This is a genomic window from Mesorhizobium argentiipisi (SeqCode) (genome assembly GCF_037179585.1).
Taxonomy (GTDB): Bacteria; Pseudomonadota; Alphaproteobacteria; order Rhizobiales; family Rhizobiaceae; genus Mesorhizobium; species Mesorhizobium argentiipisi.
This window is the reverse complement of record NZ_JAPYKO010000006.1, coordinates 1-24,846: the sequence shown is the minus strand read 5'-3', so window position 1 is coordinate 24,846 and position 24,846 is coordinate 1. Positions and strand designations below refer to the sequence as shown.

At 63.9% G+C, this 24,846-nt stretch carries 26 protein-coding genes and 1 pseudogene; 13 read left to right on the top strand and 14 right to left on the bottom strand.

Annotated elements, in window-relative coordinates; genetic code table 11:
• The first annotated feature begins 27 nt into the window (after positions 1–27).
• From O7A05_RS11170 to amaB, 3 genes are all read left to right on the top strand, one after another.
• Entirely contained in the window at positions 28–402 is a 375-nt protein-coding gene (locus O7A05_RS11170; protein ID WP_095766415.1) for a YciI family protein, read from the top strand.
• Positions 399–1,673 carry an RNA polymerase sigma factor gene (locus tag O7A05_RS11165; protein ID WP_337093125.1) on the top strand — a complete coding sequence of 425 codons (1,275 nt, stop codon included), beginning with the start codon at positions 399–401 and terminating at the stop codon, positions 1,671–1,673. Before O7A05_RS11170 ends, O7A05_RS11165 begins: the two co-directional genes overlap by 4 nt.
• Positions 1,674–1,857: 184 nt before the next feature.
• Complete coding sequence (gene amaB / locus O7A05_RS11160; RefSeq protein ID WP_337093124.1) at positions 1,858–3,372, top strand: L-piperidine-6-carboxylate dehydrogenase; 1,515 nt, start codon at positions 1,858–1,860, stop codon at positions 3,370–3,372.
• 83 nt (positions 3,373–3,455) lie between these two features.
• On the opposite strand, the gene O7A05_RS11155 is transcribed toward amaB, so the two are convergent.
• The 6 genes from O7A05_RS11155 to O7A05_RS11130 all read right to left on the bottom strand — a co-directional run bounded on the left by O7A05_RS11155 (position 3,456) and on the right by O7A05_RS11130 (position 9,526).
• Entirely contained in the window at positions 3,456–4,529 is a 1,074-nt protein-coding gene (locus tag O7A05_RS11155; RefSeq protein WP_337093122.1) for an ABC transporter ATP-binding protein, read from the bottom strand.
• The gene (locus O7A05_RS11150; protein WP_337093120.1) at positions 4,516–5,454 is read right to left on the bottom strand and encodes a PfkB family carbohydrate kinase; all 939 of its coding nucleotides are present in this window, start codon (positions 5,452–5,454) and stop codon (positions 4,516–4,518) included. Before O7A05_RS11150 ends, O7A05_RS11155 begins: the two co-directional genes overlap by 14 nt.
• A complete protein-coding gene (locus O7A05_RS11145) occupies positions 5,454–6,470 on the bottom strand; it encodes an SIS domain-containing protein (protein ID WP_337093119.1) in 1,017 nt (338 codons plus the stop codon). Before O7A05_RS11145 ends, O7A05_RS11150 begins: the two co-directional genes overlap by 1 nt.
• A 2-nt stretch (positions 6,471–6,472) precedes the next feature.
• Positions 6,473–7,318 carry a carbohydrate ABC transporter permease gene (locus tag O7A05_RS11140; RefSeq protein ID WP_337093116.1) on the bottom strand — a complete coding sequence of 282 codons (846 nt, stop codon included), beginning with the start codon at positions 7,316–7,318 and terminating at the stop codon, positions 6,473–6,475.
• Positions 7,318–8,202, bottom strand: coding sequence for a carbohydrate ABC transporter permease (locus O7A05_RS11135; protein ID WP_224514383.1), 885 nt, complete (start codon positions 8,200–8,202; stop codon positions 7,318–7,320). Before O7A05_RS11135 ends, O7A05_RS11140 begins: the two co-directional genes overlap by 1 nt.
• Positions 8,203–8,287: 85 nt before the next feature.
• Entirely contained in the window at positions 8,288–9,526 is a 1,239-nt protein-coding gene (locus tag O7A05_RS11130; protein WP_337093114.1) for an extracellular solute-binding protein, read from the bottom strand.
• Between the two features lie 221 nt (positions 9,527–9,747).
• Between O7A05_RS11130 and O7A05_RS11125 the strand changes: the two genes are divergently transcribed.
• The gene (locus O7A05_RS11125; protein ID WP_337093113.1) at positions 9,748–10,950 is read left to right on the top strand and encodes an ROK family transcriptional regulator; all 1,203 of its coding nucleotides are present in this window, start codon (positions 9,748–9,750) and stop codon (positions 10,948–10,950) included.
• Between the two features lie 14 nt (positions 10,951–10,964).
• On the opposite strand, the gene O7A05_RS11120 is transcribed toward O7A05_RS11125, so the two are convergent.
• The gene (locus tag O7A05_RS11120) at positions 10,965–11,828 is read right to left on the bottom strand and encodes a hypothetical protein (RefSeq protein ID WP_337093112.1); all 864 of its coding nucleotides are present in this window, start codon (positions 11,826–11,828) and stop codon (positions 10,965–10,967) included.
• Positions 11,829–12,231: 403 nt separating this feature from the next.
• On the opposite strand from O7A05_RS11120, the gene O7A05_RS11115 reads away from it, so the two are divergent.
• The 3 genes from O7A05_RS11115 (at position 12,232) to O7A05_RS11105 (ending at position 15,245) form a co-directional block, all read left to right on the top strand.
• On the top strand, positions 12,232–13,002 hold the full coding sequence (locus O7A05_RS11115) for an SDR family NAD(P)-dependent oxidoreductase (RefSeq protein WP_337093111.1): 771 nt from the start codon (positions 12,232–12,234) through the stop codon (positions 13,000–13,002).
• Between the two features lie 80 nt (positions 13,003–13,082).
• The gene (locus O7A05_RS11110) at positions 13,083–13,838 is read left to right on the top strand and encodes an SDR family NAD(P)-dependent oxidoreductase (protein WP_337093110.1); all 756 of its coding nucleotides are present in this window, start codon (positions 13,083–13,085) and stop codon (positions 13,836–13,838) included.
• Between the two features lie 126 nt (positions 13,839–13,964).
• On the top strand, positions 13,965–15,245 hold the full coding sequence (locus tag O7A05_RS11105) for an RsmB/NOP family class I SAM-dependent RNA methyltransferase (RefSeq protein ID WP_337093109.1): 1,281 nt from the start codon (positions 13,965–13,967) through the stop codon (positions 15,243–15,245).
• Between the two features lie 42 nt (positions 15,246–15,287).
• On the opposite strand, the gene O7A05_RS11100 is transcribed toward O7A05_RS11105, so the two are convergent.
• The gene (locus tag O7A05_RS11100) at positions 15,288–17,321 is read right to left on the bottom strand and encodes a YgiQ family radical SAM protein (RefSeq protein WP_337093107.1); all 2,034 of its coding nucleotides are present in this window, start codon (positions 17,319–17,321) and stop codon (positions 15,288–15,290) included.
• 519 nt (positions 17,322–17,840) lie between these two features.
• Between O7A05_RS11100 and O7A05_RS11095 the strand changes: the two genes are divergently transcribed.
• The 3 genes from O7A05_RS11095 to O7A05_RS11085 all read left to right on the top strand — a co-directional run bounded on the left by O7A05_RS11095 (position 17,841) and on the right by O7A05_RS11085 (position 20,037).
• Positions 17,841–18,794: a DUF1403 family protein gene (locus O7A05_RS11095; RefSeq protein ID WP_337093106.1), complete on the top strand. Its 954-nt coding sequence runs from the start codon at positions 17,841–17,843 to the stop codon at positions 18,792–18,794.
• Between the two features lie 2 nt (positions 18,795–18,796).
• Positions 18,797–19,522 carry an SMC-Scp complex subunit ScpB gene (gene scpB, locus O7A05_RS11090; RefSeq protein WP_337093104.1) on the top strand — a complete coding sequence of 242 codons (726 nt, stop codon included), beginning with the start codon at positions 18,797–18,799 and terminating at the stop codon, positions 19,520–19,522.
• Between the two features lie 317 nt (positions 19,523–19,839).
• Entirely contained in the window at positions 19,840–20,037 is a 198-nt protein-coding gene (locus O7A05_RS11085; RefSeq protein ID WP_337093103.1) for a hypothetical protein, read from the top strand.
• 154 nt (positions 20,038–20,191) lie between these two features.
• On the opposite strand, the gene O7A05_RS34420 is transcribed toward O7A05_RS11085, so the two are convergent.
• The 5 genes and pseudogenes from O7A05_RS34420 to O7A05_RS11065 all read right to left on the bottom strand — a co-directional run bounded on the left by O7A05_RS34420 (position 20,192) and on the right by O7A05_RS11065 (position 22,242).
• Entirely contained in the window at positions 20,192–20,494 is a 303-nt protein-coding gene (locus O7A05_RS34420; protein ID WP_415926996.1) for a ubiquitination-like system serine protease family protein, read from the bottom strand.
• 86 nt (positions 20,495–20,580) lie between these two features.
• Positions 20,581–21,081, bottom strand: coding sequence for a hypothetical protein (locus O7A05_RS11080; RefSeq protein WP_337093102.1), 501 nt, complete (start codon positions 21,079–21,081; stop codon positions 20,581–20,583).
• 256 nt (positions 21,082–21,337) lie between these two features.
• Positions 21,338–21,757, bottom strand: a pseudogene (locus O7A05_RS34415) (DUF6791 domain-containing protein); the annotation flags it as partial.
• A complete protein-coding gene (locus O7A05_RS11070; protein WP_337093100.1) occupies positions 21,732–22,004 on the bottom strand; it encodes a multiubiquitin domain-containing protein in 273 nt (90 codons plus the stop codon). The gene O7A05_RS11070 and the pseudogene O7A05_RS34415, both read right to left, overlap by 26 nt.
• Before the next feature lie 16 nt (positions 22,005–22,020).
• A complete protein-coding gene (locus O7A05_RS11065; RefSeq protein WP_337093098.1) occupies positions 22,021–22,242 on the bottom strand; it encodes a DUF2188 domain-containing protein in 222 nt (73 codons plus the stop codon).
• Positions 22,243–22,396: 154 nt separating this feature from the next.
• On the opposite strand from O7A05_RS11065, the gene O7A05_RS11060 reads away from it, so the two are divergent.
• The 3 genes from O7A05_RS11060 to O7A05_RS11050 are packed head-to-tail and all read left to right on the top strand — an operon-like array spanning position 22,397 to position 24,641.
• Positions 22,397–22,723, top strand: coding sequence for a helix-turn-helix domain-containing protein (locus O7A05_RS11060; RefSeq protein ID WP_337093097.1), 327 nt, complete (start codon positions 22,397–22,399; stop codon positions 22,721–22,723).
• Positions 22,720–23,628, top strand: a complete 909-nt coding sequence (locus O7A05_RS11055) for an ImmA/IrrE family metallo-endopeptidase (protein WP_337093095.1) — start codon at positions 22,720–22,722, stop codon at positions 23,626–23,628. Before O7A05_RS11060 ends, O7A05_RS11055 begins: the two co-directional genes overlap by 4 nt.
• A 20-nt stretch (positions 23,629–23,648) precedes the next feature.
• Positions 23,649–24,641 (top strand): hypothetical protein, encoded by a 993-nt coding sequence (locus O7A05_RS11050; protein WP_337093093.1) that lies wholly within the window; start codon positions 23,649–23,651, stop codon positions 24,639–24,641.
• A 129-nt stretch (positions 24,642–24,770) separates the two neighbouring features.
• Here O7A05_RS11050 and O7A05_RS11045 read toward each other — a convergent pair.
• Positions 24,771–24,846, bottom strand: a 76-nt coding sequence (locus O7A05_RS11045; protein WP_337093368.1) for an ATP-binding protein, incomplete at its 5' end; no start/stop codon positions are given.

Sequence of the window (24,846 nt, the reverse complement as noted above, 5' to 3'; positions counted from 1 at the left end):
CGTCCTTTGATACGGAAAGGACGCACCATGCTCTACGCCATCCTCTGCTACGCCTCCGAAGACGTCGTCTGCTCCTGGAGCAAGGAACAGGACGACGAGGTCATGGCAAAGCTCCTCAACGTGCAGGACAAATATGCCAAGGCCGGCCGGCTGGGGCCGGTGGCGCGCCTTTTGCCGACGACGGCGGCCACGACACTGCGAAAGGTCAAAGGGGAGTCGATCGTGCTCGACGGTCCGTTCGCCGAGACCAAGGAACAATTCCTCGGCTTCTACACGCTCGAATGCAATGATCTCGACGAAGCCGTCGAATTCGCGCGCGAGCTCTCCGAGGTCAATCCGAGCGGCGGCTCCTACGAGATCCGGCCGGTTTCGGTCTTCAATCCGACAAAGGTCGCGGTATGACAGAGCTCGCCTGGATAAGCACCGCAATCAGCAACGCCCGTCCGCAGGCGATGGGCGCGCTGCTGCGCTACTTCCGTGACCTCGACGCCGCGGAAGAGGCTTTCCAGGACGCGTGCCTGAGGGCGCTCAAGAACTGGCCGAAGAACGGGCCGCCGCGCGATCCGGCCGCCTGGCTGATCTTCGTCGGCCGCAACAGCGGCATCGACGCGGTGCGCAAGCGCGCCAAGCAGGCGCCGATGCCGGAGGAAGACCAGGTGTCCGATCTGGAGGACGCCGAGAGCGACATGGCCGAGCGGCTGGACGGCGCGCATTACCGCGATGATATCCTGCGGCTTCTGTTCATCTGCTGCCATCCGGATCTGCCGCCAACGCAGCAGATCGCGGTGGCGCTGCGTATTGTCTCCGGTCTCACCGTCAAGCAGATCGCGCGCGCTTTCCTGGTCGGCGAGAGCGCCATGGAGCAGCGCATCACCCGCGCCAAGGCGCGCATTGCCGACGCCGGCGTGCCGTTCGAAACGCCGGGCGCGGTCGAGCGCTCGGAGCGGCTCGCCGCAGTCGCCGCGATGGTCTATCTGATCTTCAACGAGGGCTATTCGAGCAATGGCGGCGAGGCGCCGGCTCGCGCGCCGCTGTGCGAGGAGGCGATCCGGCTCGCCCGGCTGCTGCTCAGGCTGTTCCAGCAGGAACCAGAAATCATGGGGCTGACGGCGCTGCTGCTTCTCCAGCATGCGCGTGCGCCGGCACGGTTCGACGAGAATGGCGAGATCGTGCTGCTCGAGGACCAGGACCGCTCTCTCTGGAGCCGCAAGATGATCGACGAGGGCCTGGCGCTGGTCGACAAGGCGCTGCGCCACCGCAAGCCCGGTCCCTACCAGGTGCAGGCGGCGATCGCGGCGCTGCATGCGCGGGCGGCGACGGCGGAAGATACCGACTGGACCGAGATCGACCTGCTCTACGGTCTGCTGGAGCAGATGCAGCCTTCGCCCGTGGTGACGCTCAATCGCGCCGTCGCGGTCAGCAAGGTACGCGGCCCGGAAGCCGCGCTTGCCATGATCGAGCCGCTGGAAGAGCGGCTGTCGGGCTATTTCCACTTCTTCGGCTTGAGGGGCGGGCTGCTCATGCAGCTTGGCCGCAACGAGGAGGCACGTGTCGCCTTCGACCGCGCCATCGCTTTGGCCAACACCGCGGCCGAGGCGGCGCATATCCGTATGCATATTGACCGGCTGATCAAGGAAAGCACCGAGAAATCCTCGATCCAGAAGGCCCGTTGATCCGGCTTCGCCGCCTGGCCCAATTTTGCGATCCGCCCTTGGACCATGCCGGGGTGGCAGTTTTTCCCCGAAACGAGTAATGCCACGCCATGAAAGGCGCCTGGACGTGTCTGATTGGCATGGACAAGGCATGCCGCATGGCTTCACCGCCCTGTGAGAGGCGGGAATCTGAAAGGGATAAAAAATGACATTAGCCAAGGAAACGGCCTCGCTTCTCGAGAAACTGGGCGTGGCCAGAGATGCGCTTTCGGGCGGCGACCTCGTTGTGCACAGCCCGGTGACGGGCGAACAGATCGCGGCGCTGAAGTCTATCTCGGCGGCCGACGCCGGCAAGGCCATCGATGCCGCGCACAAGGCCTTCCAGAGCTGGCGGCTGGTGCCGGGACCGAAGCGCGGCGAGCTGGTCCGCCTGCTCGGCGAGGAGCTGCGCGCGCATAAGGACGAGCTCGGCCGGCTGGTGTCGATCGAGGTCGGCAAGATCCCGTCCGAGGGGCTGGGCGAGGTCCAGGAGATGATCGACATCTGCGATTTCGCCGTCGGTCTGTCGCGGCAATTGTATGGCCTCACCATCGCCACCGAACGTCCTGGTCATCGCATGATGGAGACCTGGCATCCGCTCGGCGTCGTCGGCGTCATCTCGGCCTTCAATTTCCCGGTCGCGGTATGGTCATGGAACGCGGCTCTTGCCTTCGTCTGCGGCGATGCGGTGGTGTGGAAGCCCTCGGAAAAGACGCCGCTGACCGCGCTTGCCTGCGAGGCGATCTTCAACCGCGCCGCAAGGCGTTTCGGCGCGGATGCGCCGGCAGGACTGCTGCAGGTGCTGATCGGCGACCGCGCCGCCGGCGAGGTGCTGGTCGACCATCCGAAGGTGCCGCTGGTCTCGGCCACCGGCTCGACCCGCATGGGCCGCGAGGTCGGTCCCAGGCTTGCCAAGCGCTTTGCGCGTGCGGTGCTCGAACTCGGCGGCAACAATGCAGGCATCGTCTGTCCGACCGCCGACCTCGACATGGCGCTGAGAGCCATCGCCTTCGGCGCCATGGGCACGGCCGGCCAGCGCTGCACGACGCTCAGGCGCCTGTTTGTGCATGACAGCGTCTATGACGCGCTGTTGCCGCGGCTGAAGAAGGCCTATGAGACGGTCTCGGTCGGCAATCCGCTGGAAGGCAAGGCGCTAGTCGGTCCGCTGATCGACAAAGCGGCCTTCGACAACATGCAGAAGGCGCTGCAGGAAGCGCAAGCGCATGGCGGCAAGGTGACCGGCGGCAAGCGCGTCGAGAACGGCCATCCGGACGCCTATTACGTGCATCCGGCGCTGGTCGAGATGCCGGAGCAGGTCTCGCCCGTGACGGAAGAGACCTTCGCGCCGATCCTCTATGTGATGAGATACACCGATTTCGACGAGGCGCTTGAGCAGCACAATGCGGTGGGCGCCGGCCTGTCGTCGTCGATCTTCACACGCGACCTGCAGGAATCGGAGCGGTTCCTCGGCGTCGACGGCTCGGACTGCGGTATCGCCAACGTCAATATCGGCACTTCGGGCGCCGAGATCGGCGGGGCGTTCGGCGGCGAGAAAGAGACGGGCGGCGGCCGCGAGAGCGGCTCGGACGCATGGAAGGCCTATATGCGCCGCGCCACCAACACGGTGAACTTCTCCAAGGCGCTGCCGCTCGCCCAGGGCGTGTCCTTCGACATCGATTGAGGACGAAGCGACGGGTCAGCCTCATCCGCGAGCTGACCCGCTCGACTATCGATCAGGCCATGAGGACGGACGGCGGCGATTGTTCAGAAAGCCTTGCCGGTAGCCGGATCGAACAGGCGCAACGCGGCCGCATCGAAGACAAAAGCGCATGGCTGGCCTTTGGCGACGCGAGCCTGCGGCGGCAAGGTTGCCGTCAATTTCTGCGCGCCGACCCGGGCGGTGGTGACCTGTTCCGGTCCCGTCAGTTCAACGACGTCGATCTCGACCGGCAGCGACAATTCGGCGCCGCCCGGACCAAGGCGGAGCGCCTCGGGCCTGATGCCGGCGACAACCGAAGCGCCGTCGCGGGCGGTGTCGGCGTAGCGCGCGGGCAGCGCCAGCCGCGCATCCGTGCCGACGATCGCGAGCTTGCCGTCCTCGACCGTCGCTTCCAGCATGTTCATCGAAGGCGCGCCGACGAAGCCCGCAACATAGAGCGTCGCCGGCTGATTGTAGATCTCCTCCGGCGTGCCCAGCTGTTCGATGCGGCCGTCGCGCATGACGGCGATCCGGGTCGCTAGCGTCATCGCCTCGATCTGGTCATGGGTGACGTAGACGACCGTGGTGCGCAGCATCTCGTGCAGGCGCTTCAATTCGGTGCGCATTTCCAGGCGCAGCTTTGCGTCGAGGTTGGAGAGCGGCTCGTCGAACAGGAAGACCTGCGGCTTGCGTACCAAGGCCCTTCCGATGGCGACGCGCTGGCGCTGGCCGCCGGACAACTGGCCGGGCTTGCGGTCGAGCAGGTTCTCGATTTGCAAAAGCTTCGCCGCCTCGCGCACCGCCTTGTCGCGCTCGGCGGCGGGAACCTTGCGCATCTCCAGGCCGAAGCCGATATTGCGGCCGACGGTGAGGTTCGGATACAGCGCGTAGGATTGGAAGACCATGGCGATGTCGCGGTTCTTCGGATGCACGCCAAGCACCGACCGGCCGCCGATCAGCACGTCGCCGCTGGTTGCTTCGGCGAGACCGGCGATGATGTTGAGCAAGGTGGACTTGCCGCAGCCCGAGGAGCCGAGCAGCACCAGGAACTCGCCGTTCTCGAGCGCGATGTCGATGCCTTTCAGCGTCTCGACGCTGCCGTAGTTCTTGCGGACATCGCGGATTTCAAGCGCGCTCATGGGCGGCATCCTCGAATTGGATCGGCCCGCCATAGTCGCGGGGCAGGGTTGAGATGGCGCGCGAGGCCACTCGGATGGCGGCGGACAGGCACTTTTCCAGTGATCGCCCCTGCGCCAGCGCAGCCAGGAACGCGGCGTTGAAGACATCGCCGGCGCCGATCGTGTCGATGACGGCGACGCGGGGCGCGGGCACTTCAATGAGTTTGCCGTCGGCGCCGATGGCGATCGCGCCGTCGGGCCCGCGCTTGACGACGACCGTCGCGCCGTCCCTCATGCCGTCACGGATCTTGCGCGCCGCTCGCCCCGGGCTTGCCAGGCCGGCCAGTGTGGTCGTCTCGACCTCGTTGAAGAGCGCCAGTTCGCAGCGCGACAGCCAGCCGCGCGCAGCGGTGCAGTTCGCTTCCGTCCAGCCATCGATCGGCCAGCCTGTGTCGAGCGCGACGCCGATGCGGTGCGCCTCGGCCCAGTCGAAAAAAGCGTCGTAATCGCGCGTCAGGTCGTCGGTGAGGAAAGAGCCGCAGAGCAGCGCATAGCCACCGGAAAGCCGATTGGCGTCCAGCACGGAGAGCGCGTCGCCCAGGCTGAAGCGGGGCAGGTGGCCGCGCGTGGTGAAGAAGGTGCGTTCGCCGTCCGGGTGGGTCACGCCGACCGACAATGTCGTGCCTTCGGGACGAACCGGCCATTTTTGCGCCCGGCTCCCGAATGCCTCGCGCAGCCAGCGCCCGAACTGGTCGTCGCCGAGATTGGCGGCAATCTCGAAGTCGATGCCCAGCGCCTGCCAGGCAAGCGCCGTATTGCCGGCCTGGCCACCGACCCGCAGGTCGTCGTGATCGACGACGGTCTCGGTGCCGGCCTTCGGCCAAGGTGCGACCGGCCCGACGATCAGATCGACATTGACGTTGCCGATCACCGCAAGCGGCCGCATCACTCGCTCCTGGTGATCTTGGTGGTGCGTACCGGCGTTCCGGCATTCTCGACGCGGGAATCGGCGAAGGCGATCATCAGGCGCTGCGCCACCGGCAGCATGGCAAAGACCGCCGCCAGGCCCGTGGCGGGTTTGAAGGCGAGTGTCACGGCGCCTGCGACTGGCGGTTTGCCGGAAGCGTCGAACATGATCAACGGCGCACCGGTCTCGACGACGGACAGGGCCATCGCGGTGACGAGGTCGGCGGTCGGGTCGTCGCCGCGGAAAAGAACGACGCCAATGCTTGGACCCAGCATCTCCATTGGCCCGTGGCGCAGCTGACCGCCTTCGAGCGAGAAACAAGGCAGCCGCGACAGTTCGGTGAAGCCGAGGGCAAGGGCTTCAGCCACGCCTTGAAGCTTGCGGCCGGAAGTGACGATGGTCGTGACCGTCCTCAGCGCCGCGAGCGCGGCATCGATTTCGAACACCTGAGGCGTCTTGAGCACGGCGAGCGCGCCGGCGGGATCGTCGCCAAGTGCGGCCAGGATGGCGAGGTGCAGGGCGAAGGTCACGGTCAGGCTGCGGGTCGCGGCAAAGGCAAGCTCGGTGCCGCCGGCGCCGACGAGGCAAGGCACCGTACGGCCAAGGAACGAGCCGGCCTCCAGCGTCAGGCCGAAGGTTTCGGCGCGATCGCCGGTCTCGGCAAACCAGCGCAGCACCTCGGCGCTCTCGCCGGACTGCGAGGTGACGATCACCGTCTTGCCGGCCAGCGGCAGCGGCTGGCCGAGCTGCTCTGAAAGCGGCAGCGCGATGGCATCAATGCCACGCGCGCGATAGAGCGGCTCGACCGCGCGAGCGACGGCGTGCGAGGCGCCCATGCCGAGCAGGATGAGCCGGCCGGTCTTCCTGATCGAGGCGGCGACCTTGGCGGCGGCATCCGTGTTATTCTCAAAGGAAGCCAGCGCGTCCTGATGCTGGCGCGCCATCTCGCGATCGATGGCGAGGAGGCCCGTCGGCCGTTCTTTCTTTGCGGTCATGATTATCCTTTCACTCCGCCGCTGGTCAGACCCGAGATCAGCGCGCGTTGCATGAAGAGGCCGATCAGCACGGGCGGCAAGGCCGCGAGCACGCCGGCGGTGGCGATCAGTCCGTAGTCGGAGACGCGGCCGCCGGCGAGATCGGCGATGGCGACCGTCAGCGTCTTTGCCCGCTGGTCCGAGGTGAAGAGCAGGGCGTAGAAGAACTCGTCCCAGGCAAGCAGCACCGCAAACAGCGCCGATGTCGCCACCACGGGCGCGGCCAGCGGCAAGGTGATGATGCGCCAGGTCTGCAGCAGTCCCGCTCCGTCGATCATGGCCGCTGCCTCGATCTCGCGCGGGATGGAATCGAAACCCGATTTCATCAGCCAGGTGGTGAAGGGCGCGAGGATGGTCAGATAGATCAACGCTAGGCCGAAGACGTTGTTGAGCAGGCCGAGATAGGACAGGCCCATGTAAAGCGGCACGGAGAGCGCCACCGGCGGCAGCATATAGGTGGCGATCACCATCGACAGCGACCAGCCGACCGAAGGCGTGCGCGAAACGGCCCAGCCGGCCGGCACGGCAAGGACAACAGCGGCGAGCGTCGCCATGCCGGCGACTTCCAGGCTGTTGCGCAACGATGACGTGAAGGCGGCGCCCGCACTGTTCTCGGCCCTCGACAGAAGCTGCGCGTAACGGGAGAAGTCGGCCGCCTGCGGCCACCAGCGCAGCGGCTTGGCCGCAAGGTCGGCTGCCGGCGATATGCTCATGACGAAGAGCCAGGCGAGCGGCGCCAGGATCACGGCGGCAAGCAGGAGGGCGCAGACATAGACGAAGGCGGTGAAGACCGGGCTCTTGCGTTCCATCAGGCCGCACTCCCGGCGGTCTTCTTGACCAGCGTCGCATAGGCGACGGCCAGCACGGTGACGAGCAGGGTGACGATCAGTGCCAGCGAGGCGCCGGAGCCGGCGCGCTGGAAGGAGAAAGCTTCCTGGTAAACGAGGATCGACAGCGAGCGTGTGCTGTTGGCGGGGCCGCCGCGTGTCATCACCCAGATAATGTCGAAGACCTTGAAAGCCTCGATGGTGCGCAGCACCAGCGCCACCATCAGCGGGCCTGCCAAATAGGGCAGGATGACGAAGCGGAAGCGGTTGAACGGCCCGGCGCCGTCGACAAGCGCCGCGGCGGTGATGTCGCGCGGTACCGCTTGCAGGGCAGCGAGCGCGATCAGCGCAACGAGCGGAAAATTCTTCCAGCAGTCGGCGACGATCAGCGCCGCGAGCGCTGTGCCGGGCTCACCCAGCCAGGAGCGATAGTCATCGATGAGATGGAGTTGCGTCAGCGCCGCGTTCAACGCGCCATATTCGGGATTGTAGATTAGCCTCCAGAGCGTCGCGTTGACGACGGTGGGCAGCGCCCAGGGCAGGATCATCAGTCCGCGCAAGACGGCGCGACCGCGGAACTCCTGATTGAGCAGCAGCGCCGCCAGCACGCCGAGCACCATCTCGGCGGCGACCGAGATGACGGCGAACCAGGTGGTCGTCGATAGCGTGCGGGTGAAGTTCGAGCTGGTCAGCATCTTGGTGTAGTTGTCGAAGCCGACGTAATTGCCGGCCGTGCCGACCAGTTGGGCGTCGGTGAAGGAAAGCCTGACGGTATCGACCAATGGCCAGCCGATGACGGCCACCATGATCACCAAAAGCGGCAGCATCAACAGCCACGCGCGCGTCGTCATCCAGGTGCCCGACATCAGAGGCGCCTCTCTCCCGTCATCCGGTCAGAAATAGCACGGGCGGCACTCGTCGATGAGGCCGCCCGCGTGGAGGAACGCCAGATCAGAGGCCGCTGTTTTCGGCAGCGGTCTTGAGCGCGTCTTCCGGCGTCGCCTGGCCAAGCAGCGATTCCTGGATCGCCTGCTGCAGCGCCGTCGACAGTTGCTGGTATTTCGGCGTGGTCGGGCGCGGATACATCGCGGCGAGACCGAGCTTGGCGGCGACGATCAGCTCTTCCTGGCCCTTGGTGACGGCCGGATCGTCATAGGACGAGGCCCAGATCGGCAGCGAGAGCTTGGCATACTGGTTCTGCGTCGCCTGCGAGGTCATGAACTCGATGTATTTCCAGGCTTCGTCCTGATGCTTCGATACCGCCGTGATGCCAAGGCCCATCGAGCCGTTGACGGCCGAGACCTCACTGGTGCCGGCGACGCCCGGCGCCGGCACGACGCCGACCTTGCCTGCGACCTTGGAGTCCTTCGGATTATTGGCCATGTTGTACATGTAGGTCCAGTTCAGCGCGAAAGCGGCATCGCCGTTCTCGAAGACCTTGCGGACGTCTTCCTCGAGGAATTCCTTGGAATTCGGATTGGTCAGGCCCGATTTGTAGCTGTCGACCATGTATTTCAGCGCCGAGAGGCCGCCGCCATTCTGGAAGTCGGGCTTGCCGTCCTTGAGGAAGTCGCCGCCATAGGCGCTGACCAGCGTGGTGTAGTCGCAGATGGCGGCTTCGGCCTGCGACCAGCTCCAGGCGATCGGCGTCTTCAGCAGCCCCTTGTCCTGGATGATCTTGGCCTGCTGGCCGAGCTCTTCCCAGGTCTTAGGCGGCGCCTTGATGCCTGCCTTTTCCAGGATCTCTTTGTTGTAGAACAGGTATTTGGTGTCGAGGATCCACGGCATGCCGTAATACTTGCCGTCATACTGGACAGTGGTCCAGGCGCCGGGCAGCACGCCCTTTTTCATGTCGTCGGTGATCTTCGACGACACATCGACCAGCACCTTGTTGGTCGCGTATTCGGCAGGCCAGATGACGTCGAACAGCACCACGTCATAGCCGCCGCCGGAGCCTTGGGCGAGCACCGTCTTGTCGTGCAGGCCTTCATAGGGAACGAATTCGAGGTTCACCTTGATGTCCGGATTGGCCTTGGTGAAGGCCTCCGTCATCGAGCGCACGTCAGCCTCGCTATAGGCGGCCTGCGCCATGAAGAGCGCGTTGAGGGTGGTTTCGGCGAAGGCGTGGGGGACGAACAGTCCGCCGACGAACACCGCGCCCAGAAGTGTCTTACCGATTGATTTCAGCATTTGTCTTCTCCCATTTTCGACAGCTGCGAGTGGGGCGGCCAAGACCATGCCGCTTCCTCGAATTCGCGTCGCGCATGACCGGATCCGTCCCCACGGCGTGCAGCGGAGCTCGAAAGCCTTGCTGTCTTTTTGTGGAACCGTGCGGGTCGCACCTATTAAGTCAATTCGCTTGACTTAATTAGTCGATCAATCCTTTAATGGAGTCAAGAGGGGAAGCGACGGTGCACGACATTAGCCCGATCCGTGCCAAGAGCGGTACCAACCAGGAGGGTACCAGCGCGCATAACCGCCGCGTCATGATCGAGGCGCTGCGGCTCAACGGCGCGCTTTCGCGCGCGGACCTTGCGCGGGCGACGCAGCTGACCAAGCAAGCGGTTTCCAACATCATCGAGGATCTCGAGCGCGACGGGTTGGTCGTGGCTCTGGATGCGGTGCGCAAGGGCAGGGGACAGCCCTTCACGCCCTACCGGCTGGTTCCCGAGGGGGCTTTCGCCATCGGGCTGCAGATCGACCGGCATTTGACACGGGTGGTGGTGGTCGATCTCGTCGGCAAGGTGATCGCGCGCGCCGAGGCGGGGCTGCCGTTCGACGAGCCTTCAGAGGGCGTGGAAATAATCCTTGCCTTGGTCGACCGTGTCAGAGGCGAGCTGGCCGGGATGTTCTCCCAATCCGAACGAAGGCTGGTCGGATTGGGTGTCGCCATGCCAGGCCCGTTCGGGCTGAAGAACCCCGACAACAAATGGATGATGCCGGCCTGGCAGCAATTTCCGCTGCTGGAGGCGCTTGCCGCCGGTACCGGCCTCGATGTCGGCCTGCAGAACGACGCTGCGGCCTGCGCGACGGCGGAGCGGATCGTCGGCGCGGCGCATGGCGTCGATCACGCCGTCTGCCTTTATGTCGGTTACGGCATAGCCGCCGGGCTGATCCTCAACGGCGAGCTCTACAGCGGCGGCAACGGGAATGCGGGCGAGGTCGGCATGGCGCTGCTTTCGCCAAGCGGCCCGGGTTCGACGCCATTGGAACACCGCGCCTCACTCGCCTCGCTCTACCAACATCTCGGCCTCGACCCCACCGAGAGGGGGCTTTACGAGACGCTCGGCACGCTGGCGCTCGCGCAAGACCCGAGGGTCATGGGCTGGGTCGAGAAAGCCGCGTCCGACCTGCGCTGGAGCGTGCATCTGATCGAAACGATCTTCGACCCGCAAACCGTCATCCTCACCAGCAGCGCACCTGAGGCGCTGGTCCGGCTGCTGCTTCAGGCCATGCATCCGCTGCTGCCGTCGATCGCGGACCGACCCGTCCGGCGCCTGCCACGGCTGCAACTCGGCACCACCGATCCCTGGGCGATCGCGGTGGGCGCCGCGGCGGAGCCGATCAGTCGGGCCTTCGATCCGCGCTTTTCCGCTATCCTGAAGGCCGGATAGAAAGCCGAAGGCGGTCAGTCCGTCGCTTGCTTCGCGGTGGTGGCGAAAGCCGCGTCGACGACGGCGAGCTTGGACGCCTGGACGGCCATGTATTCATCGAAGAACTGCCGCGAAACCCACATCACGGAATGGCCGCGCTGGCCGACCCAGCCGATGCTGCCGAGCGCCTCTGCATCGTGGAGTTTGCGCGCCAGATGCGTGCGTGAGAGTTTTAGCCAGTGCGCGAATTCGCTGACCGAAATGACGCTGGTCGGTATCCTGTCGAGATGGACGTCCTCCGGATCGACGCCGGACATCAGCCAGTCCATGACGATGCCGCCGTTGTTCAGCCAGATAAATAGCGAGAAGGTAGGTCCGGGCTCCCGCACGCCGTCGCTGGTGAGCAACCCGTCGGCGATCAGCGGCTGCAGGGTGGGCAGCATTTCGGGCCGGTCGAGGAAGGCTGCCAGCCGGGTTCCGCCATCTATGTGGTCGAGTGTACTCAGATGCGCGTAGATCCAGCCGGTGAAGGTCTCGATGGTGCCCGCCGTGGCCCGCATTGGGTGTGCGCGGCCGTCGCCGCTGGCCGAGATATATTCGGCGATGTTGTAATGCAGCATCTCCTTGACGAAAGCCTCGGCGGTGTTGCGGCTGGCAACCGAATTGCGGCGCACGACGTCGATGAAACGCGCCATCGTCATTTCGGTGCGGCGGTCATTGGGGTCGCGCCGGAAATGCAGGGCAAGGCCGACATGGCCCAGGAGCCAGCGCTGCTGGGTGGCAAACACCGCGGCCAGCCGCGGGCTCGTTTCATAGATATGGATGAGCGCCTTGGCCTGTTCCTGGACACTGCGGAGTGTTGCCGGATGACGGACGATTTCTGCGGCGCTCAGCGGCATTTCCTGCGGTACTCCATGCGATTCCAAGCAACGAAGAATGAAGATTCCCAATCTTGGCCGGTCGTGTCCAGTTGCCCATTGGAACAACGAACGATTAGGCGGTGAATTCATTGCTAACTCTTTGCATAGGTTCGGGAAACCCGTCCCATATCGATGTGCCGGCCAGCCAGGTTCAATTCACCGCCCTGCTTCAGGCAGCCGGCATGGTTTCGGGCTTCACGACGACACGCATGTACGGCAAGCCCGGCAATGCTCCGTCGACGGTTTCGGCATCACGACGCTCGAGTGGGATGATCGCGGGCGTCACGGCACGCTGAGATCATTGTTTTGCCTGGCTGGTCCATGCGACATGGCCTAATGACGTGGTTGCCTTTGCCGAACTGCGTTGCGTGGAGCTTATCGAATGGCTGGCAGGACTGTCCTGATCGCCGGCGGCGCCGGGGGAATGGGTCTCGCGACCGGATTGCGTTTCGCCGCAGACGGCGAGCGGATCGCGCTCGCCGATCTTGCCGACCCCAAGCTCGACGCCGCCGTTGCGACGATTGCCGCGACGGGGGCGGACGCGGTCGGTTTGCCGCTCGACATCCGCTCCGTCGCCGCCTGCCGCGACGTGGTAGGCAAGGCCAGGGATTGGGGCGGCGCGATCGACATCCTCGTCAACGCCGCCGGCGTCTGGCTCGAGGGGCCGGCGAGCGAGGTCGCAGAGGAGCAGTGGGACCTGGTGCTCGACGTCAATCTCAAGGGAGCCTTCTTCCTGATCTCGGCGGCCATCCCGCACCTGTCGGCGGCGCAAGGCGTGATCGTCAACATTGCCTCCGATGCCGGCATCGTCGGCAACAACGGGGCGGCCGTCTATTGCGCCTCGAAGGGCGGGCTGGTGCTCCTGACCAAGGCTCTCGCCCTGGAACTCGCCTCGCAAGGCATCAGGGTCAACGCCGTCTGTCCCGGCGACACGGCGACGCCGATGATCGAATATCAGGCCAAGACCTATGGTGGAGACGATCCCGACGGCTACAAGCGCCGGCTTCTCGGGCACTATCCGCAGGGCGACAATGCAAGGTTCATCCGGGTGGAAGAGATCGCTTCCTTCATCCACTATCTTTGCCAGCCGGGCGCGGCGCCGATCACCGGAGCCGCGCTTGCGATCGATTTCGGCGTCAGCGCCGGTTATTGAACCGGGCCTGGTCGGTTCCATTGCGGGTATGAGTGGCCGCGCCGGCATGCCGGCATTCCAACCGTGGAGAGGAAATGATCGTGTTTGGCAAATCTCGCAAGGCGCTGGTGACCGGCGCCGGCGCCGCCGACGGGATAGGAATCGCGATCGCGCGGGCGCTGGCCGAGGCCGGTGTTTCGGTCATCATCACCGCTTCGTCCGCACGCGTCGAGCAGCGCGCGGAAGAACTGCGGGCGGAAGGGCTCGATATAAGCGCTTTGATGGCCGACCTGACGCTCTCCGGCGATGTCGAGCATTTACGCTCCGAGGCCGGCGAAATCGACATCCTCGTCAACAATGCCGGGATGGGCACCGTTGCCCAGCCGGCATTGCAGCGGCGGTTTCTCGACCTCAGCGAAAGCGACTGGGACCGCGGCATCGATGTCAGCCTGAAAACCGCCTTTTTGAGCACGCGCGGATTCCTGGCCGGCATGGTGCGGCGCGGCCATGGCCGCGTCGTCAACATGGCTTCGGTGACCGGGCCATACGTGTCCAATGAAGGCGAGGCCGCCTATTCGGCGGCCAAGGCAGGCATGATCGGGCTGACGCATGCGCTCGCCCTGGAGGTCGGCCGCAGCGGTGTCACGGTCAACGCCGTGGCGCCTGGGTGGATCGCGACGGGCGCGTCGACGCCGGAGGAGCTTGTCGCTGCCCGGAACACGCCGCTCGGCCGCGCCGGGAGCCCCGCGGAAGTCGCCGCCGCCGTGCTGTTCCTGGCATCCGACGCGGCGAGCTATGTCAACGGCGCCGTTCTGGTCGTGGACGGCGGCAACATCCTGCAGGAACGCAAAGGATGAGTGCGGGGGCGCGCGAACAATGGTCAGGATCAGCTCCGTCGCCTATAGTGCCGTTTCTGCCGTTTTCAGCCTGATCGCCGTCGTCCCGTGACTCCTGCCGCCTGCCTGCAAGCCACAATCGAACTTATGCATCAAGTCAACAGCGTTGCGCGTCCCGCGGATGCTGTCGTTTCGGCCTGGTTTCGAGGCCGGCGCTATATCCACGACAAGGACCGTGGTCAGATTTTGGAGTTGCTCTATGCGCTTCTGCGGCACCATGCACGGCTTGGCTGGTGGCTGGCCAAGCATGGGCGCGAGGACATGCCCCGCAACCGGCTGCTTGCATGGCTGACGCTGAAGGAAGGCAAGGCGCTCGATCAGATCAAACGCTTGTTCAATGGCGCGAAATTCGCGCCTGCCAGCCTGATGGATCACGAGCACGCGCTGCTGGTCAAATTGCAGGGATGCACAATCGACCATCCCGGCATGCCGGAAGAGGTTAAGCTTGAATGCCCGTCCTGGGCGGCCGATCCCCTGCGGCGCCGTTTCAAGGAAGCGTTTGGAAACGAGATGGCCGCGCTTCTGACGTCGGCGCCGCTTGACCTGCGCGTCAATCCGATCAAGTCGACGCGCGAGCCCATGCTTGGCGCCTTGAAGGATCTTGGCTTGCGGGCGGAGGCGTCGGCCATGGCTCCGTACGGTATTCGTGTGAATGAACGCCCCTCGCTGACGAGCCTGCCGATGCTGAAAACAGGCGAGGTCGAGATTCAGGACGAGGGCTCGCAGCTTGTCGCCATGCTGGTCGATGCCCGGCCGGGCGAGCGCGTGGTCGATTTCTGCGCCGGAGCCGGCGGCAAGACCTTGGCCATCGCCGCGCAGATGAACAACAAGGGCCATGTTGTCGCCTGCGACGTCATGGACGGCCGCTTGAAGCGCAGTGCCGAGCGCTTCCGGCGGGCAGGACTGCACAATATCGAGACCAGGCTTTTGGCCAGCGAAACGGATCGGTGGGTCAAGCGCCACAAGGGTGGTTTCGATCGCGTGCTGGTGGACGCGCCATGCAGCGGCACCGGCACATGGCGACGCAATCCCGATGCACGCTGGCGCGCGCCGGAGGAGCAGGGTTTGGACAATCTCGTGTCGTTGCAAGCTCGGATTCTGGCGAGTGCGGCGCGTCTGGTGAAGCCCGGCGGACGGCTGGTCTACGCGACATGCTCCATGCTGCCCGCGGAGAATGAGGAGCAGGTGGCCGCTTTCCTGGCGAGGAATCCCGCCTTTCGTGCCGTGCCGCTGCACGACGCCGCGCCGCAGCTGCCGAATTCAGCCCATTCGGACTACCTGTCGCTGACGCCCGCGCGCCATGACACCGACGGTTTTTTCGCCGCCGTCGTGCAGCGTGAGGCTTCGCCTCCTCCAAGCGCGTGCTGACAAAGCAAATAAAGAGGAGACCGCCCGACCCTCGCAGGCGGCTCACTTCTTTGGCAACGGCACGCCCTTGGTGGTGAATTTCTGTCCTCTGCCGATGGGGCGCAGGGGGCGCTTCGTGCCGGCAGCCTTGCCGGTTCCGGGCGGCTGGTGGGCGGGCACGAGCTGGTCGGGGCGGGGACCGATAAGGTCGGCGCGCCCCATCTCCTTCAAGGCATCGCGCAGCAATGGCCAATTGTCCGGGTCATGGTAGCGCAGGAATGCCTTGTGCAGCCGGCGCTGCCGCCCGCCGCGAACGGTCTCGACCTTGTCGGTCGCGCCGCGCCGGACGCCCTTCAGCGTGTTGACTCCGGTATGGTACATGGCCGTCGCCGTGGCCATAGGCGAAGGCAGGAAGGTCTGCACCTGGTCGGCGCGGTAGCGGTTCTTCTTTAGCCAGAGCGCCAGGTTCATCATGTCCTCGTCGGTCGTGCCGGGATGGGCGGCGATGAAATACGGAATGAGATAGTATTTCTTGCCGGCCTCTTTGGCCGCGGCGTCAAACATCTCCTTGAAGCGGTCATAGGTTCCGATGCCGGGCTTCATCATCTTGTCGAGCGGCCCACGCTCGGTATGCTCGGGCGCAATCTTGAGATAGCCGCCGACGTGGTGGGTCACCAGTTCCTTGACATATTCGGGGCTTTTGACGGCCAGGTCATAACGCACGCCGGAGGCGACCATCACCTTCTTGACGCCCTTGACCTCGCGGACCTTGCGGTAGAGCCGGATCAGGTCGTCATGCGAGGTATTGAGGTTGGGGCAGATGTCGGGAAACACACAGGACGGCAGGCGGCAGGCCGCCTCGATCTTGGGATCCTTGCATGCCATCCGGTACATATTGGCGGTCGGCCCGCCGATATCGGAGATCACGCCGGTAAAGCCCGGGGTCTTGTCGCGGATCTTCTCGATCTCGCGCAGGATCGAGCCCTCGGAGCGGTTCTGGATGATGCGGCCTTCGTGCTCTGTGATCGAGCAGAAAGTGCAGCCGCCGAAGCAGCCGCGCATGACCGTCACCGAGAACTTGATCATGTCCCAGGCGGGGATCTTGGCATTGCCATAGGACGGGTGCGGGGCGCGCGCGTAGGGCAGGTCGTAGACGGCGTCCATCTCTTCGGAGGTCAGCGGGATCGGCGGCGGATTGAGCCACAGGTCGCGGTCGCCATGGCGCTGGACGAGCGGGCGGGCATTGCCGGGGTTGGCCTCGCGATGCAGCACGCGCGAGGCGCGGGCATAGGCATCGCGATCGTCCTCGACCTGTTCGAAGGACGGCAGCCGGATCACGATGTCGCCAGGTTTGCGGCTCGCGCCCTCGTCGGTGGAATCGAGATCGTCGGCATTGAGTTCCGTGAAGTGCCCGGGCACGCGGCGGAACAGGGCGATGCCCCTGATGGAGTCGAGCTGCCGTGGCGTCTCGCCTGCGGCAAGCCGGTTCGCCACCTCGACGACGGCGCGCTCGGCATTGCCGTAGATCAACAGATCGGCCTTGGCATCGGCCAGGATCGAGCGGCGCACCTTGTCGGACCAGTAGTCGTAATGGGAGATGCGGCGCAGCGAGGCTTCGATGCCACCCAGCACCACCGGCACGTCCTTGTAGGCCTCGCGGCAGCGCTGCGTATAGACGATCGTGCAGCGGTCCGGCCGCCTGCCGCCCTCACCACCTGCTGTATAGGCGTCGTCATGACGGAGCTTGCGGTCCGAGGTATAGCGGTTGACCATAGAATCGAGGTTGCCCCCGGTGACGCCGAAGAACAGCCTGGGCCTGCCCAGCGCCTTGAACGGCTCCGCCGACTGCCAGTCGGGCTGCGAGATGATACCGACCCGAAAGCCTTGGGATTCGAGCAGACGGCCGATGATCGCCATGCCGAAGCTCGGATGATCCACATACGCGTCGCCTGTGACAAGCACGATGTCGCATTCATTCCAGCCGAGCGCCGTCATCTCGGCGCGGCTCATCGGCAGGAACGGCGCCGCCGATCCCGCATGAGGCTTGCTGCCGGACAGAGGAACTATATTTTTCTGGGCGCTTGCTATGGTTTCCATGCCTGACCTATAGGCCGCCGCCAAAGCGAATTCAATTAAGCTCGATATAGGCCCCGGAAGGGATGCATCGGGACACGTTAGGGCACAATGCTTAGTGCCCCCATTCATTTCTTTAAATTTTCTGGAGGCCCTCGAGAGGGCTGGTAGCGGGAGAGCGCTACCGCCTTTCCCCCCATTCGGACATCCCGCGATATTTCCTACGGTGTTGGTGGTGACGGACCTGACTCTCCGTGCTGCAAAGATCAGTGGAGATGGAGAAGTCTGACCCGAAGGTATTGTACGTTTTTTCATGAACCGAACGACAGCTCTCCGCCGCCATTCAACCATCGGGTCGACCTATAGCCGCCGTCCAAAAGCAGACACTGCGTCATGGAGACCGAGGCTGCAAAGGATCGCTAGGTCGGAAGAGTTAAATGACTGATATTGCAACATTATCATTCGTTTTGTCTCGTGACAAGCTGTGCGTTTTGCGTCGAAAAATCTTGGCCAAAAGCGCACGACCGCTGTACCCTCGAAAGCATGATTCGCCTCGATCCCGCGACCGCCAGTCCCGCTGCGCCGCCCACCGTTCCGGCCTGGGCGCTTGCGGGCGGCGGTAGCGCAACCGACGCCGACGCGGCCTTCCAGGCCGGCGCCGCCCTGGCTTCGCTTGATCCGCTTGCCCGCGCGCAGCCTGGCTGGTCCGGCGCTTGGAGCCAGCGCCTGGCGCTGAAATGCGCCGCCGCCAGCATGCGGCTCGCCGGCCGTGCCGAGGATGAAGCCGGCTTGCGCGACGCCTGGCAGCTTTGCCCGGCCGGCGCCGATCCCGGTCCCGCCGGCGCCATTTTTGGCGCCTGGCGCCAGCTGGCGCTGCAGCCGCCGGCGGTCAGCGCCGATCGGCTGGCAAAAGGGGCCGAACTGCTCGGGCTCGCCTGGGACGACGAGGCGCTCGCCGACCTGTGCACGCAGATTGAAAAGCTGGCGGGCTCGCAGCGGCCGGCGCCGTTCGTCGCCGCGACGATCGCTGCCCGCGTCGTCGCCGCTCGCCCCGATGCCGAGCTGTTCGCCTGGTGGCTCGCCGACCTGGTGCTGGCGCAGGCCCTGCACTGGCCGCGGCCGCTGCCGCTGTTGATGGCCCAAGCTTTTGGCCCGGCCTTCCGCACCGGGGTCGGCGGCAGGCGCATCCGACCCGGCGAAAAAGATTTTGAGCGCGCGGTCTGCGTCGCGCTGGTTCAAGCCGCGGCGGAGGCCTGCCGGCTGGCGGCCGAGCTGTCGCGGCGCGCCGAAAAACTCCTGGCGGTGGCGCCGAAACTGCGCGCCAAAGGCGCCGGCGACGTGATTTTTTTGCTGCTGAATGAAGATGCCGTCGCCGGATCGCTGACGACGAAAAACCTGTCGCGCTTCGCGACGCGGCGCCTGTTCGAACGGCTACAGCAGCTCGAGGCCGTGCGCGAGCTGTCGGGCCGCACCAGCTTTCGGCTGTTTGGGTTGTAGGGATGAGCGAAGCGTCTGCCCGCCGCAAGCCAAACGTTCAGCCGGCTTTGCTGGACACCGAGCTGGAGCACCTGCCGCCTGAGTTGCGCTGGCGCGAGTGGATGGGCCGCGTCGAAGCGGTGATCTTTGCCGCCACCGAGCCGGTGCCGCGCGACATGCTGGCGCGCGTCGTCGGCAAAAGCTGCAATCTCGACCTGGTCATCGACGATATTCGCGCCGAGCTCGCCGGCCGCCCTTACGAGCTGGTGTCGGTCGCCAGCGGCTGGCAGCACCGCACCAAAAAGGTTTTTAGCGACGTTATCCACGCTGCCTTCGGGACAGCCGCAGGGCAGGGGACGAAAGAACTGTCGCAGTCGGAGGCTCTTGTCCTCATGTGCATCGCCTATTTCCAGCCGATCACACGTGGCGAGCTGTCGAGCTTCTTCGGCAAGGAGGTGTCGCGCGATCTGATCGGCGTGCTGCGCGCGCAGGAGCTCATCGCCTCGGGGCCGCGCAGCCCGCAACCGGGCGCTCCCTACACCTATGTGACGACGAAAAATTTCCTGTCGCAGTTCGGGCTCGACACGCTGCGCCAGCTGCCGGATTTCGAGGCGCTTGAGGACGCCGGATTGCTGTCGAAGGATAAACTGCTGGCGGGGGATATTCCGGTCGGGTTTGCCAGCGGAGAGGTTGACGGTGAAGAGGAAGATGCAAGCGCTAGTAGCGAGGGTATCAAGTTTGGTACCTGAGAGAGGGGATGCTTGATGGGATCTGGGCGGTTCTGTTGCAAACGGTCGGCTCCGTCCCGCTGAAGAAGGCATTTGCCATGGCTAACCCTGGCTGCGTGAATCTTTACGTTGCAAAACGGGCGGGCGATTGCACCGGCTTGTGGCGCACCACATGCCGCGCGGCTTTATTGGGAGTGCAGATCCGGGCGACGGCCCTGCCGGTGCGATGTTGATCCTGTTCATGGCCCGCTTGCGGATCGCGGCGTTGTGCCAATGCCCAGGTTTTGCTACCATTAGTGGTGGTAGCCGATTCCTTCGGGACAAGATGGAGTTTTACAATGCTTGAACCTGGATTGGACGGTCGCCATCGCGACCAAGATGGACGGATTAGCGAGAAGCACGGGAATACCAAGGTCGGAACCCTTCGCAAGACCTACGGCGAGGACTTCGCCCCCGGCATCCGTGGTGACGCCAAGCTTTCGACCCTGCTGAAGCGCGAAAACGTCAGCTCACTGAGCCAGCTGCTCAAGAAGTGACGATAAGGCTGTCCATGCCTCTGAGCCCAGATGGGTCGGTGCCGGGCCCGGTCAGCCTCGAGCTGACTTCATCTCTGACGATGAGCGTCTCAGTTGTGTGTGAGTTGCACACCATAAGTTACCATAGTCCTTGACGCCTGACTGATGGCAACGGCTAGCCGAGGCCAATCCATCCGAGAACCATCTTCCACACCCGAATCCACCACCTCGGCCTGCGATAATGGGCTTCTCGGCGACGGTGGTCGTGTTGCAAGGCGGTCACGGCCTGGGCAGCGCTCATCGAAGGCGCCCAATGAATCTTTCCGTCAGTGATGATATAGTGAGACCGGCAGGGCAGCTGTCCGTTGCCGATTGACGGCCAGACGGTAGGCTTTCCATTGCGGTCCCTGACACTCCATCCGGCCGGCCCAAGGGAAATCGGGACCTTGTTGCCGCAACCGCAGGCACACAGGTGCACGGCGATCTTGTATTCGTCAGAGACGTACAAAACACCGGCCTCCGGCTCAGCGGGAACGTAGCGGACCTTCTGGAGGCGGAGTTCCGTCACTCGACGGGCTCCGCAAACAGGTGCGGAATGACGGTGTTCATCAGCAAATGATAGGCCGGCACCCCGTGCCCGTAAAACCCGCAATGCTGCTTATAGCGCAACATGGCGATACTGGCGTTGAGCGCGTTGAGTTCGGCGATCTGGATGTTAAGCCGATACTCGTCGCCCGGCGGGTCGGTGAGGGGCACCAGCCCCTTGTCGCGGACTTCGGCGGCGTTTTCAGGCAGGAACGTGGTCGTGCGGACCATGCCGGCGAGTGCGCCGTTTTGGCGAACCAGTCCCATTCCGACATCGATGAAGGGAATGCCCAGACGCATGAGGAGGTCGAAGATTTCCGCCCGTGCGGTACCCTTGTCGACGCAGACGAACGCGAAGGTTACGCCTGCGAAGTCCGCCTCGCAGTCGCCGTCGATGGCTTTGACGGCGAAATGCAGCCCCTTGCGGAAGTTTTCGTAGCGCTGCCGGTAGACTTCGGCCTTCGGCTTGTCGAGCTGCATCCTGCAGCAGCCGCCCGGGCGAGCGGAACGCATTGTGAACGTGAAAAGGCTTTGGGTCGAAGCCCCTGATTTCAAGCACATTGGTCTTCACGAGGAAGTCCAATACATAAGCGCCGGTGCCGCCCAGTCCGATGACGGCGACCACTTCATTGGCGAACTTCGCGGCAAGGTCGCCGATCAGCGCGCGGCTGGTAAGGGTGTCGCGGAAAAGGAAAACACTTTCGGGACCGGCATCTTCGTCGACGTTGAACGTGAAGGGGTTGGCGTCAGGGTATTTGTGAATGGCGGGCCCCGAGAGGATCGACAGGTAATGCTCGATCTTGACGAAGAAGTCGGGCAGCCCGCCCGGTGGTTTGTTGGAAAACGACCTCTGCACCACAACGTCGTTCTTGGCCAGCTTCACGGTGGCCGCACCGCCGCCGAGCATAGGTATCGGCTTGCCGTCCAGGCCATACGGCACGCCGCCGGCAAAGAAGACCTGATGGTCCTCAGGCCGAACCCGAGTGCCGTCGACGTCTTTGATGACGCTGACGATCGCGCCCCAGCATAGATTTCCCTCGGCGTCGAGGTACGGGATGTCCCTGACGACAAGGTAATCGCTGTCGAGCCGGAGCGCGTAGCCCCGGTCGATCAGCTTTTGGATGTCGGCATTATGACTCGCTAGTTGGAATAACATGGAACTCCATCTCGTCCTTCGCCTTGACCGAGCCGCCTGGCGCCAAAGTGCCTTCCTTGGGCTTTTCGCCGCGGGTGTAGGTCACAGAGTAGACCGTCTGCGGATGCTGCGGGTAAGTCGGGTCGAAATACGTCACTACTTCCGCGTAGGTCAGGTCGTGGTTCTTCGGCACCTGGTGCGCGGTGCCGTTCACCACGACGGTGATGGTCTTGTCGTTATCGCCCTTCTTGTCGGCGGCGTCAGTCATTGCGTGCTTCCTTTTGTTAGCCCTTGGGAGGGTAGGGGTCATTGCCGTACGAGTTGGAGTCGCGGATCTGGCCATTGGGGCGGTGGATCACGACTTCGCTGTGTTGATTGATCGCGATGTCCCGGGCCGAAGAGATGGCGTCGGCCTGAGAGGGGTGAAGGGAAGTTGCACGGCTGTTGCCGGCGCCGAGCACCGCCCATTGTCCACCACGAGGTACCACATGCTGATTTTTGCCCATGAAAGTCTCCGTTAAAGCCTGCTTGCTACAATCTCGTACAACTATATCTTACGGCAAGGCTTGCGTCAATGCCCACGGTATGATGTTGTAATGCCTTATCAGACGGGGTGCCGTGCAAGCGTGCGCGCCGCTATGACTCGTGGAGAAGGACTGAATGGTAGAATTGGCCGTCAAACTGAAGCAGCTGCGCGTGAGGAACGCGAAATCCTTGCAGGAGGTCGCTGATGCGGTGGGGGCTTCGAAGGCGCATATCTGGGACCTCGAGCGCGGCGCGAGCAAGAACCCGTCTCTGGTCCTGCTGAAAGGTCTTGCCGACTATTACAAGATTGGCGTGGCTGAATTGGTGGGTGAAGATCCGACGGCTCCAGAGGAAGAGCCTGACCTGATTGCCCTTTATCGCAACCTCAGCGAACTGAAGCCTGAGGACCGCGAGACCATAGCGCTCATTGCCGAGCGGCTGAAAGCCAGCCGAAAATCATGAACATCACGCGGATGGATCTTGCCGACGCGGGTAGCCCCGAGCGCCTCGTTCTCGAGATCCTGAAGCTCGAGCCGCAGCTGCCGATTCCGGTGCCGATCGAGGAATTGTGCCTGAGACTGGACATCCACGAAATCGTGCCGCTCACGACGCAGGGCTATGAAGGCGGGCTAATCACAACGCCCGAGAAGTTCAACGGATCGATTCTTTTCAACAAGGCAAGCCCAACGGAGCGGCGGCGCTTCACCATCGCCCACGAGCTTGGGCATTTTCTCATCCCGTCCCACGTACCCTCGGCGGAAGGCCGCTTCTTGTGTAAATTGCAGGACATGCGGAAGCTGAAGGGCGGGGAGTCGGACCGGCGCCTGAAAATGGAGGTCGAGGCCAATCGCTTTGCCTCGCAGCTCCTGATGCCGCCCCCGAAGTTCCGGATGGATGTCGCGTTCGGCAAAGACCCTGACATCCGCCAACTGTCGTTGATCGCCAAAAAGTACGACGTCAGCAAGGAGGCGGCCGGGCGTGCATACGTCAGATTTCGCGAGGAACCGGTCGGCATCGTGGTGACGCAGAATGGCAAGGTGTTGCGCGACTATCGCGACTCGCTCAAGTTTCCCCGACTTGCAATCCCGACCGGAGCCTTGGTTCCCGCACACTCGCTGCTGCACCGCCGGAAGCATGAGATGGGCGTGCCCAGTGATATCGACGAGACTGACGCCGGCGTGTGGCTCCCTGTCGAAAGGGGTCGCCAGCCCGCGCCGCTCTATGAGCAGGTCCTTCTGCAACGGCAAGGTTACGCGCTCATCATGTTGTCGCGGGACGCAGTGGCCGCCGATGAGGAAGATGTTGACGAGGAAGCCGAAATGACGTCGGCAGAACGGCTCAAACGCCGCCTGTTTTCCGACCGGTGAGGACGGGGCAGGGGGCTGGTTTGAGCGCAGAGCATTCGGTGGTCGTTTCCTTCTTTGAAGGCAAGGCGCACGGCCCCATTGAGCTCGCCGACACGGTTGTTGCTATCCATCTTGAAGGCAAGCCTTGTGAGTTCAGGGATGTTTCGCTGCGGCTGGATGACCACCTAGACCTCCAGTTGAGATGGACAGGACCTCTCAGGCCGGGGATTGTTAGGATTGATCAGGATCTCAAGGTCACCTTCGAGGGTGGAACGACGGCCGAGTTCCTGATGCTTTCCCATAAATATCACTTTGTCGGGCACGAAGAATTCTCGGCAACGTCGCGATTCTCGCCTCTGGATCTCGCCGGGAAGTCCAAGGGATTGGCGGAAGCCGTCATCTTGTGCGGTCCGGCAATCCATCCAAAGAAGGTCGGGATCGCACTGGAGTTCGGCAATCTGGCGGTGACCATACAGCCATTCGATCACTTCCTGGCCTTGGGTGGCGGGGGTGTCCGGCTTCCGCTGGTACCCACGATTTCACATCGGGCGCTGCTTCGATCCTTGGATGGCAAACCCCTGAAGGCCGCCAAGCTGTATGAATTTCTCGGCCATATATGCTCCTTCCTTGGATTCATAAAAGGGACGAAGGTTGGATACGGCGAGGTCCGGAATGCTGCTCACAACGGGTTCCGATCTCTGGGCTTCACCCGGGCCGACCGGCTGGAGGCGCCGCGAAACTGGTTTCATTGGGCGTTGGCCGACGGCCTGCCGACGCTGTTTGCCAGCTACATGGCGGTCCTTCAGACCCCGGAGGCCAAGCGCGGCGTCGGGCGGGCGTTGGCCTATTATAGGATAGCGAACCTCTCCCGCTACGATTCGGTGGAGACGGCGGTCATCATGTCAGCAGCCGGCCTGGAAACCCTCGCAGCCTATGTTCTGGGGACACGGGGCGGGTGGAGCGTCTCGATGTTGCGCAACGTCAGTCTTGCCGAACAAATCAGAGCCTGCATGTCAAACGGCTTCCAAAACTGACCCCGGATCGGCGTCCAATTTTGACCCCCCTTATGTAATACGCGGCGGTCAGCGTTCGCCCGGGCGGAGCTGGTCAGAGTTGCGCAGCCCGGGCGAGCGCGGATGGCGCTTGGCAGCTTGATGGGATGATCAGGCGCGGTTCTTGAAGCGCCAGGATTCGTTTCCGGTCTCGATGATCTCGCAATGATGGGTGAGACGGTCGAGC

Excerpts from the sequence above, each read along its gene's own strand:
- O7A05_RS11060 (WP_337093097.1), top strand. The coding sequence starts at position 22,397 with ATGGTAGAATTGGCCGTCAAACTGAAGCAGCTGCGCGTGAGGAACGCG.
- O7A05_RS11100 (WP_337093107.1), bottom strand. The coding sequence starts at position 17,321 with ATGGAAACCATAGCAAGCGCCCAGAAAAATATAGTTCCTCTGTCCGGC.
- O7A05_RS11150 (WP_337093120.1), bottom strand. The coding sequence starts at position 5,454 with ATGCGGCCGCTTGCGGTGATCGGCAACGTCAATGTCGATCTGATCGTC.
- O7A05_RS11115 (WP_337093111.1), top strand. The coding sequence starts at position 12,232 with ATGGCTGGCAGGACTGTCCTGATCGCCGGCGGCGCCGGGGGAATGGGT.
- O7A05_RS11155 (WP_337093122.1), bottom strand. The coding sequence starts at position 4,529 with ATGAGCGCGCTTGAAATCCGCGATGTCCGCAAGAACTACGGCAGCGTC.
- O7A05_RS11120 (WP_337093112.1), bottom strand. The coding sequence starts at position 11,828 with ATGCCGCTGAGCGCCGCAGAAATCGTCCGTCATCCGGCAACACTCCGC.
- scpB (WP_337093104.1), top strand. The coding sequence starts at position 18,797 with ATGAGCGAAGCGTCTGCCCGCCGCAAGCCAAACGTTCAGCCGGCTTTG.
- O7A05_RS11145 (WP_337093119.1), bottom strand. The coding sequence starts at position 6,470 with ATGACCGCAAAGAAAGAACGGCCGACGGGCCTCCTCGCCATCGATCGC.
- O7A05_RS11170 (WP_095766415.1), top strand. The coding sequence starts at position 28 with ATGCTCTACGCCATCCTCTGCTACGCCTCCGAAGACGTCGTCTGCTCC.
- O7A05_RS11055 (WP_337093095.1), top strand. The coding sequence starts at position 22,720 with ATGAACATCACGCGGATGGATCTTGCCGACGCGGGTAGCCCCGAGCGC.
- O7A05_RS11140 (WP_337093116.1), bottom strand. The coding sequence starts at position 7,318 with ATGGAACGCAAGAGCCCGGTCTTCACCGCCTTCGTCTATGTCTGCGCC.
- O7A05_RS11070 (WP_337093100.1), bottom strand. The coding sequence starts at position 22,004 with ATGACTGACGCCGCCGACAAGAAGGGCGATAACGACAAGACCATCACC.
- O7A05_RS11105 (WP_337093109.1), top strand. The coding sequence starts at position 13,965 with ATGCATCAAGTCAACAGCGTTGCGCGTCCCGCGGATGCTGTCGTTTCG.
- O7A05_RS11165 (WP_337093125.1), top strand. The coding sequence starts at position 399 with ATGACAGAGCTCGCCTGGATAAGCACCGCAATCAGCAACGCCCGTCCG.
- O7A05_RS11135 (WP_224514383.1), bottom strand. The coding sequence starts at position 8,202 with ATGTCGGGCACCTGGATGACGACGCGCGCGTGGCTGTTGATGCTGCCG.
- O7A05_RS11080 (WP_337093102.1), bottom strand. The coding sequence starts at position 21,081 with ATGCAGCTCGACAAGCCGAAGGCCGAAGTCTACCGGCAGCGCTACGAA.
- O7A05_RS11095 (WP_337093106.1), top strand. The coding sequence starts at position 17,841 with ATGATTCGCCTCGATCCCGCGACCGCCAGTCCCGCTGCGCCGCCCACC.
- O7A05_RS11065 (WP_337093098.1), bottom strand. The coding sequence starts at position 22,242 with ATGGGCAAAAATCAGCATGTGGTACCTCGTGGTGGACAATGGGCGGTG.
- O7A05_RS11085 (WP_337093103.1), top strand. The coding sequence starts at position 19,840 with ATGCTTGAACCTGGATTGGACGGTCGCCATCGCGACCAAGATGGACGG.
- amaB (WP_337093124.1), top strand. The coding sequence starts at position 1,858 with ATGACATTAGCCAAGGAAACGGCCTCGCTTCTCGAGAAACTGGGCGTG.
- O7A05_RS11130 (WP_337093114.1), bottom strand. The coding sequence starts at position 9,526 with ATGCTGAAATCAATCGGTAAGACACTTCTGGGCGCGGTGTTCGTCGGC.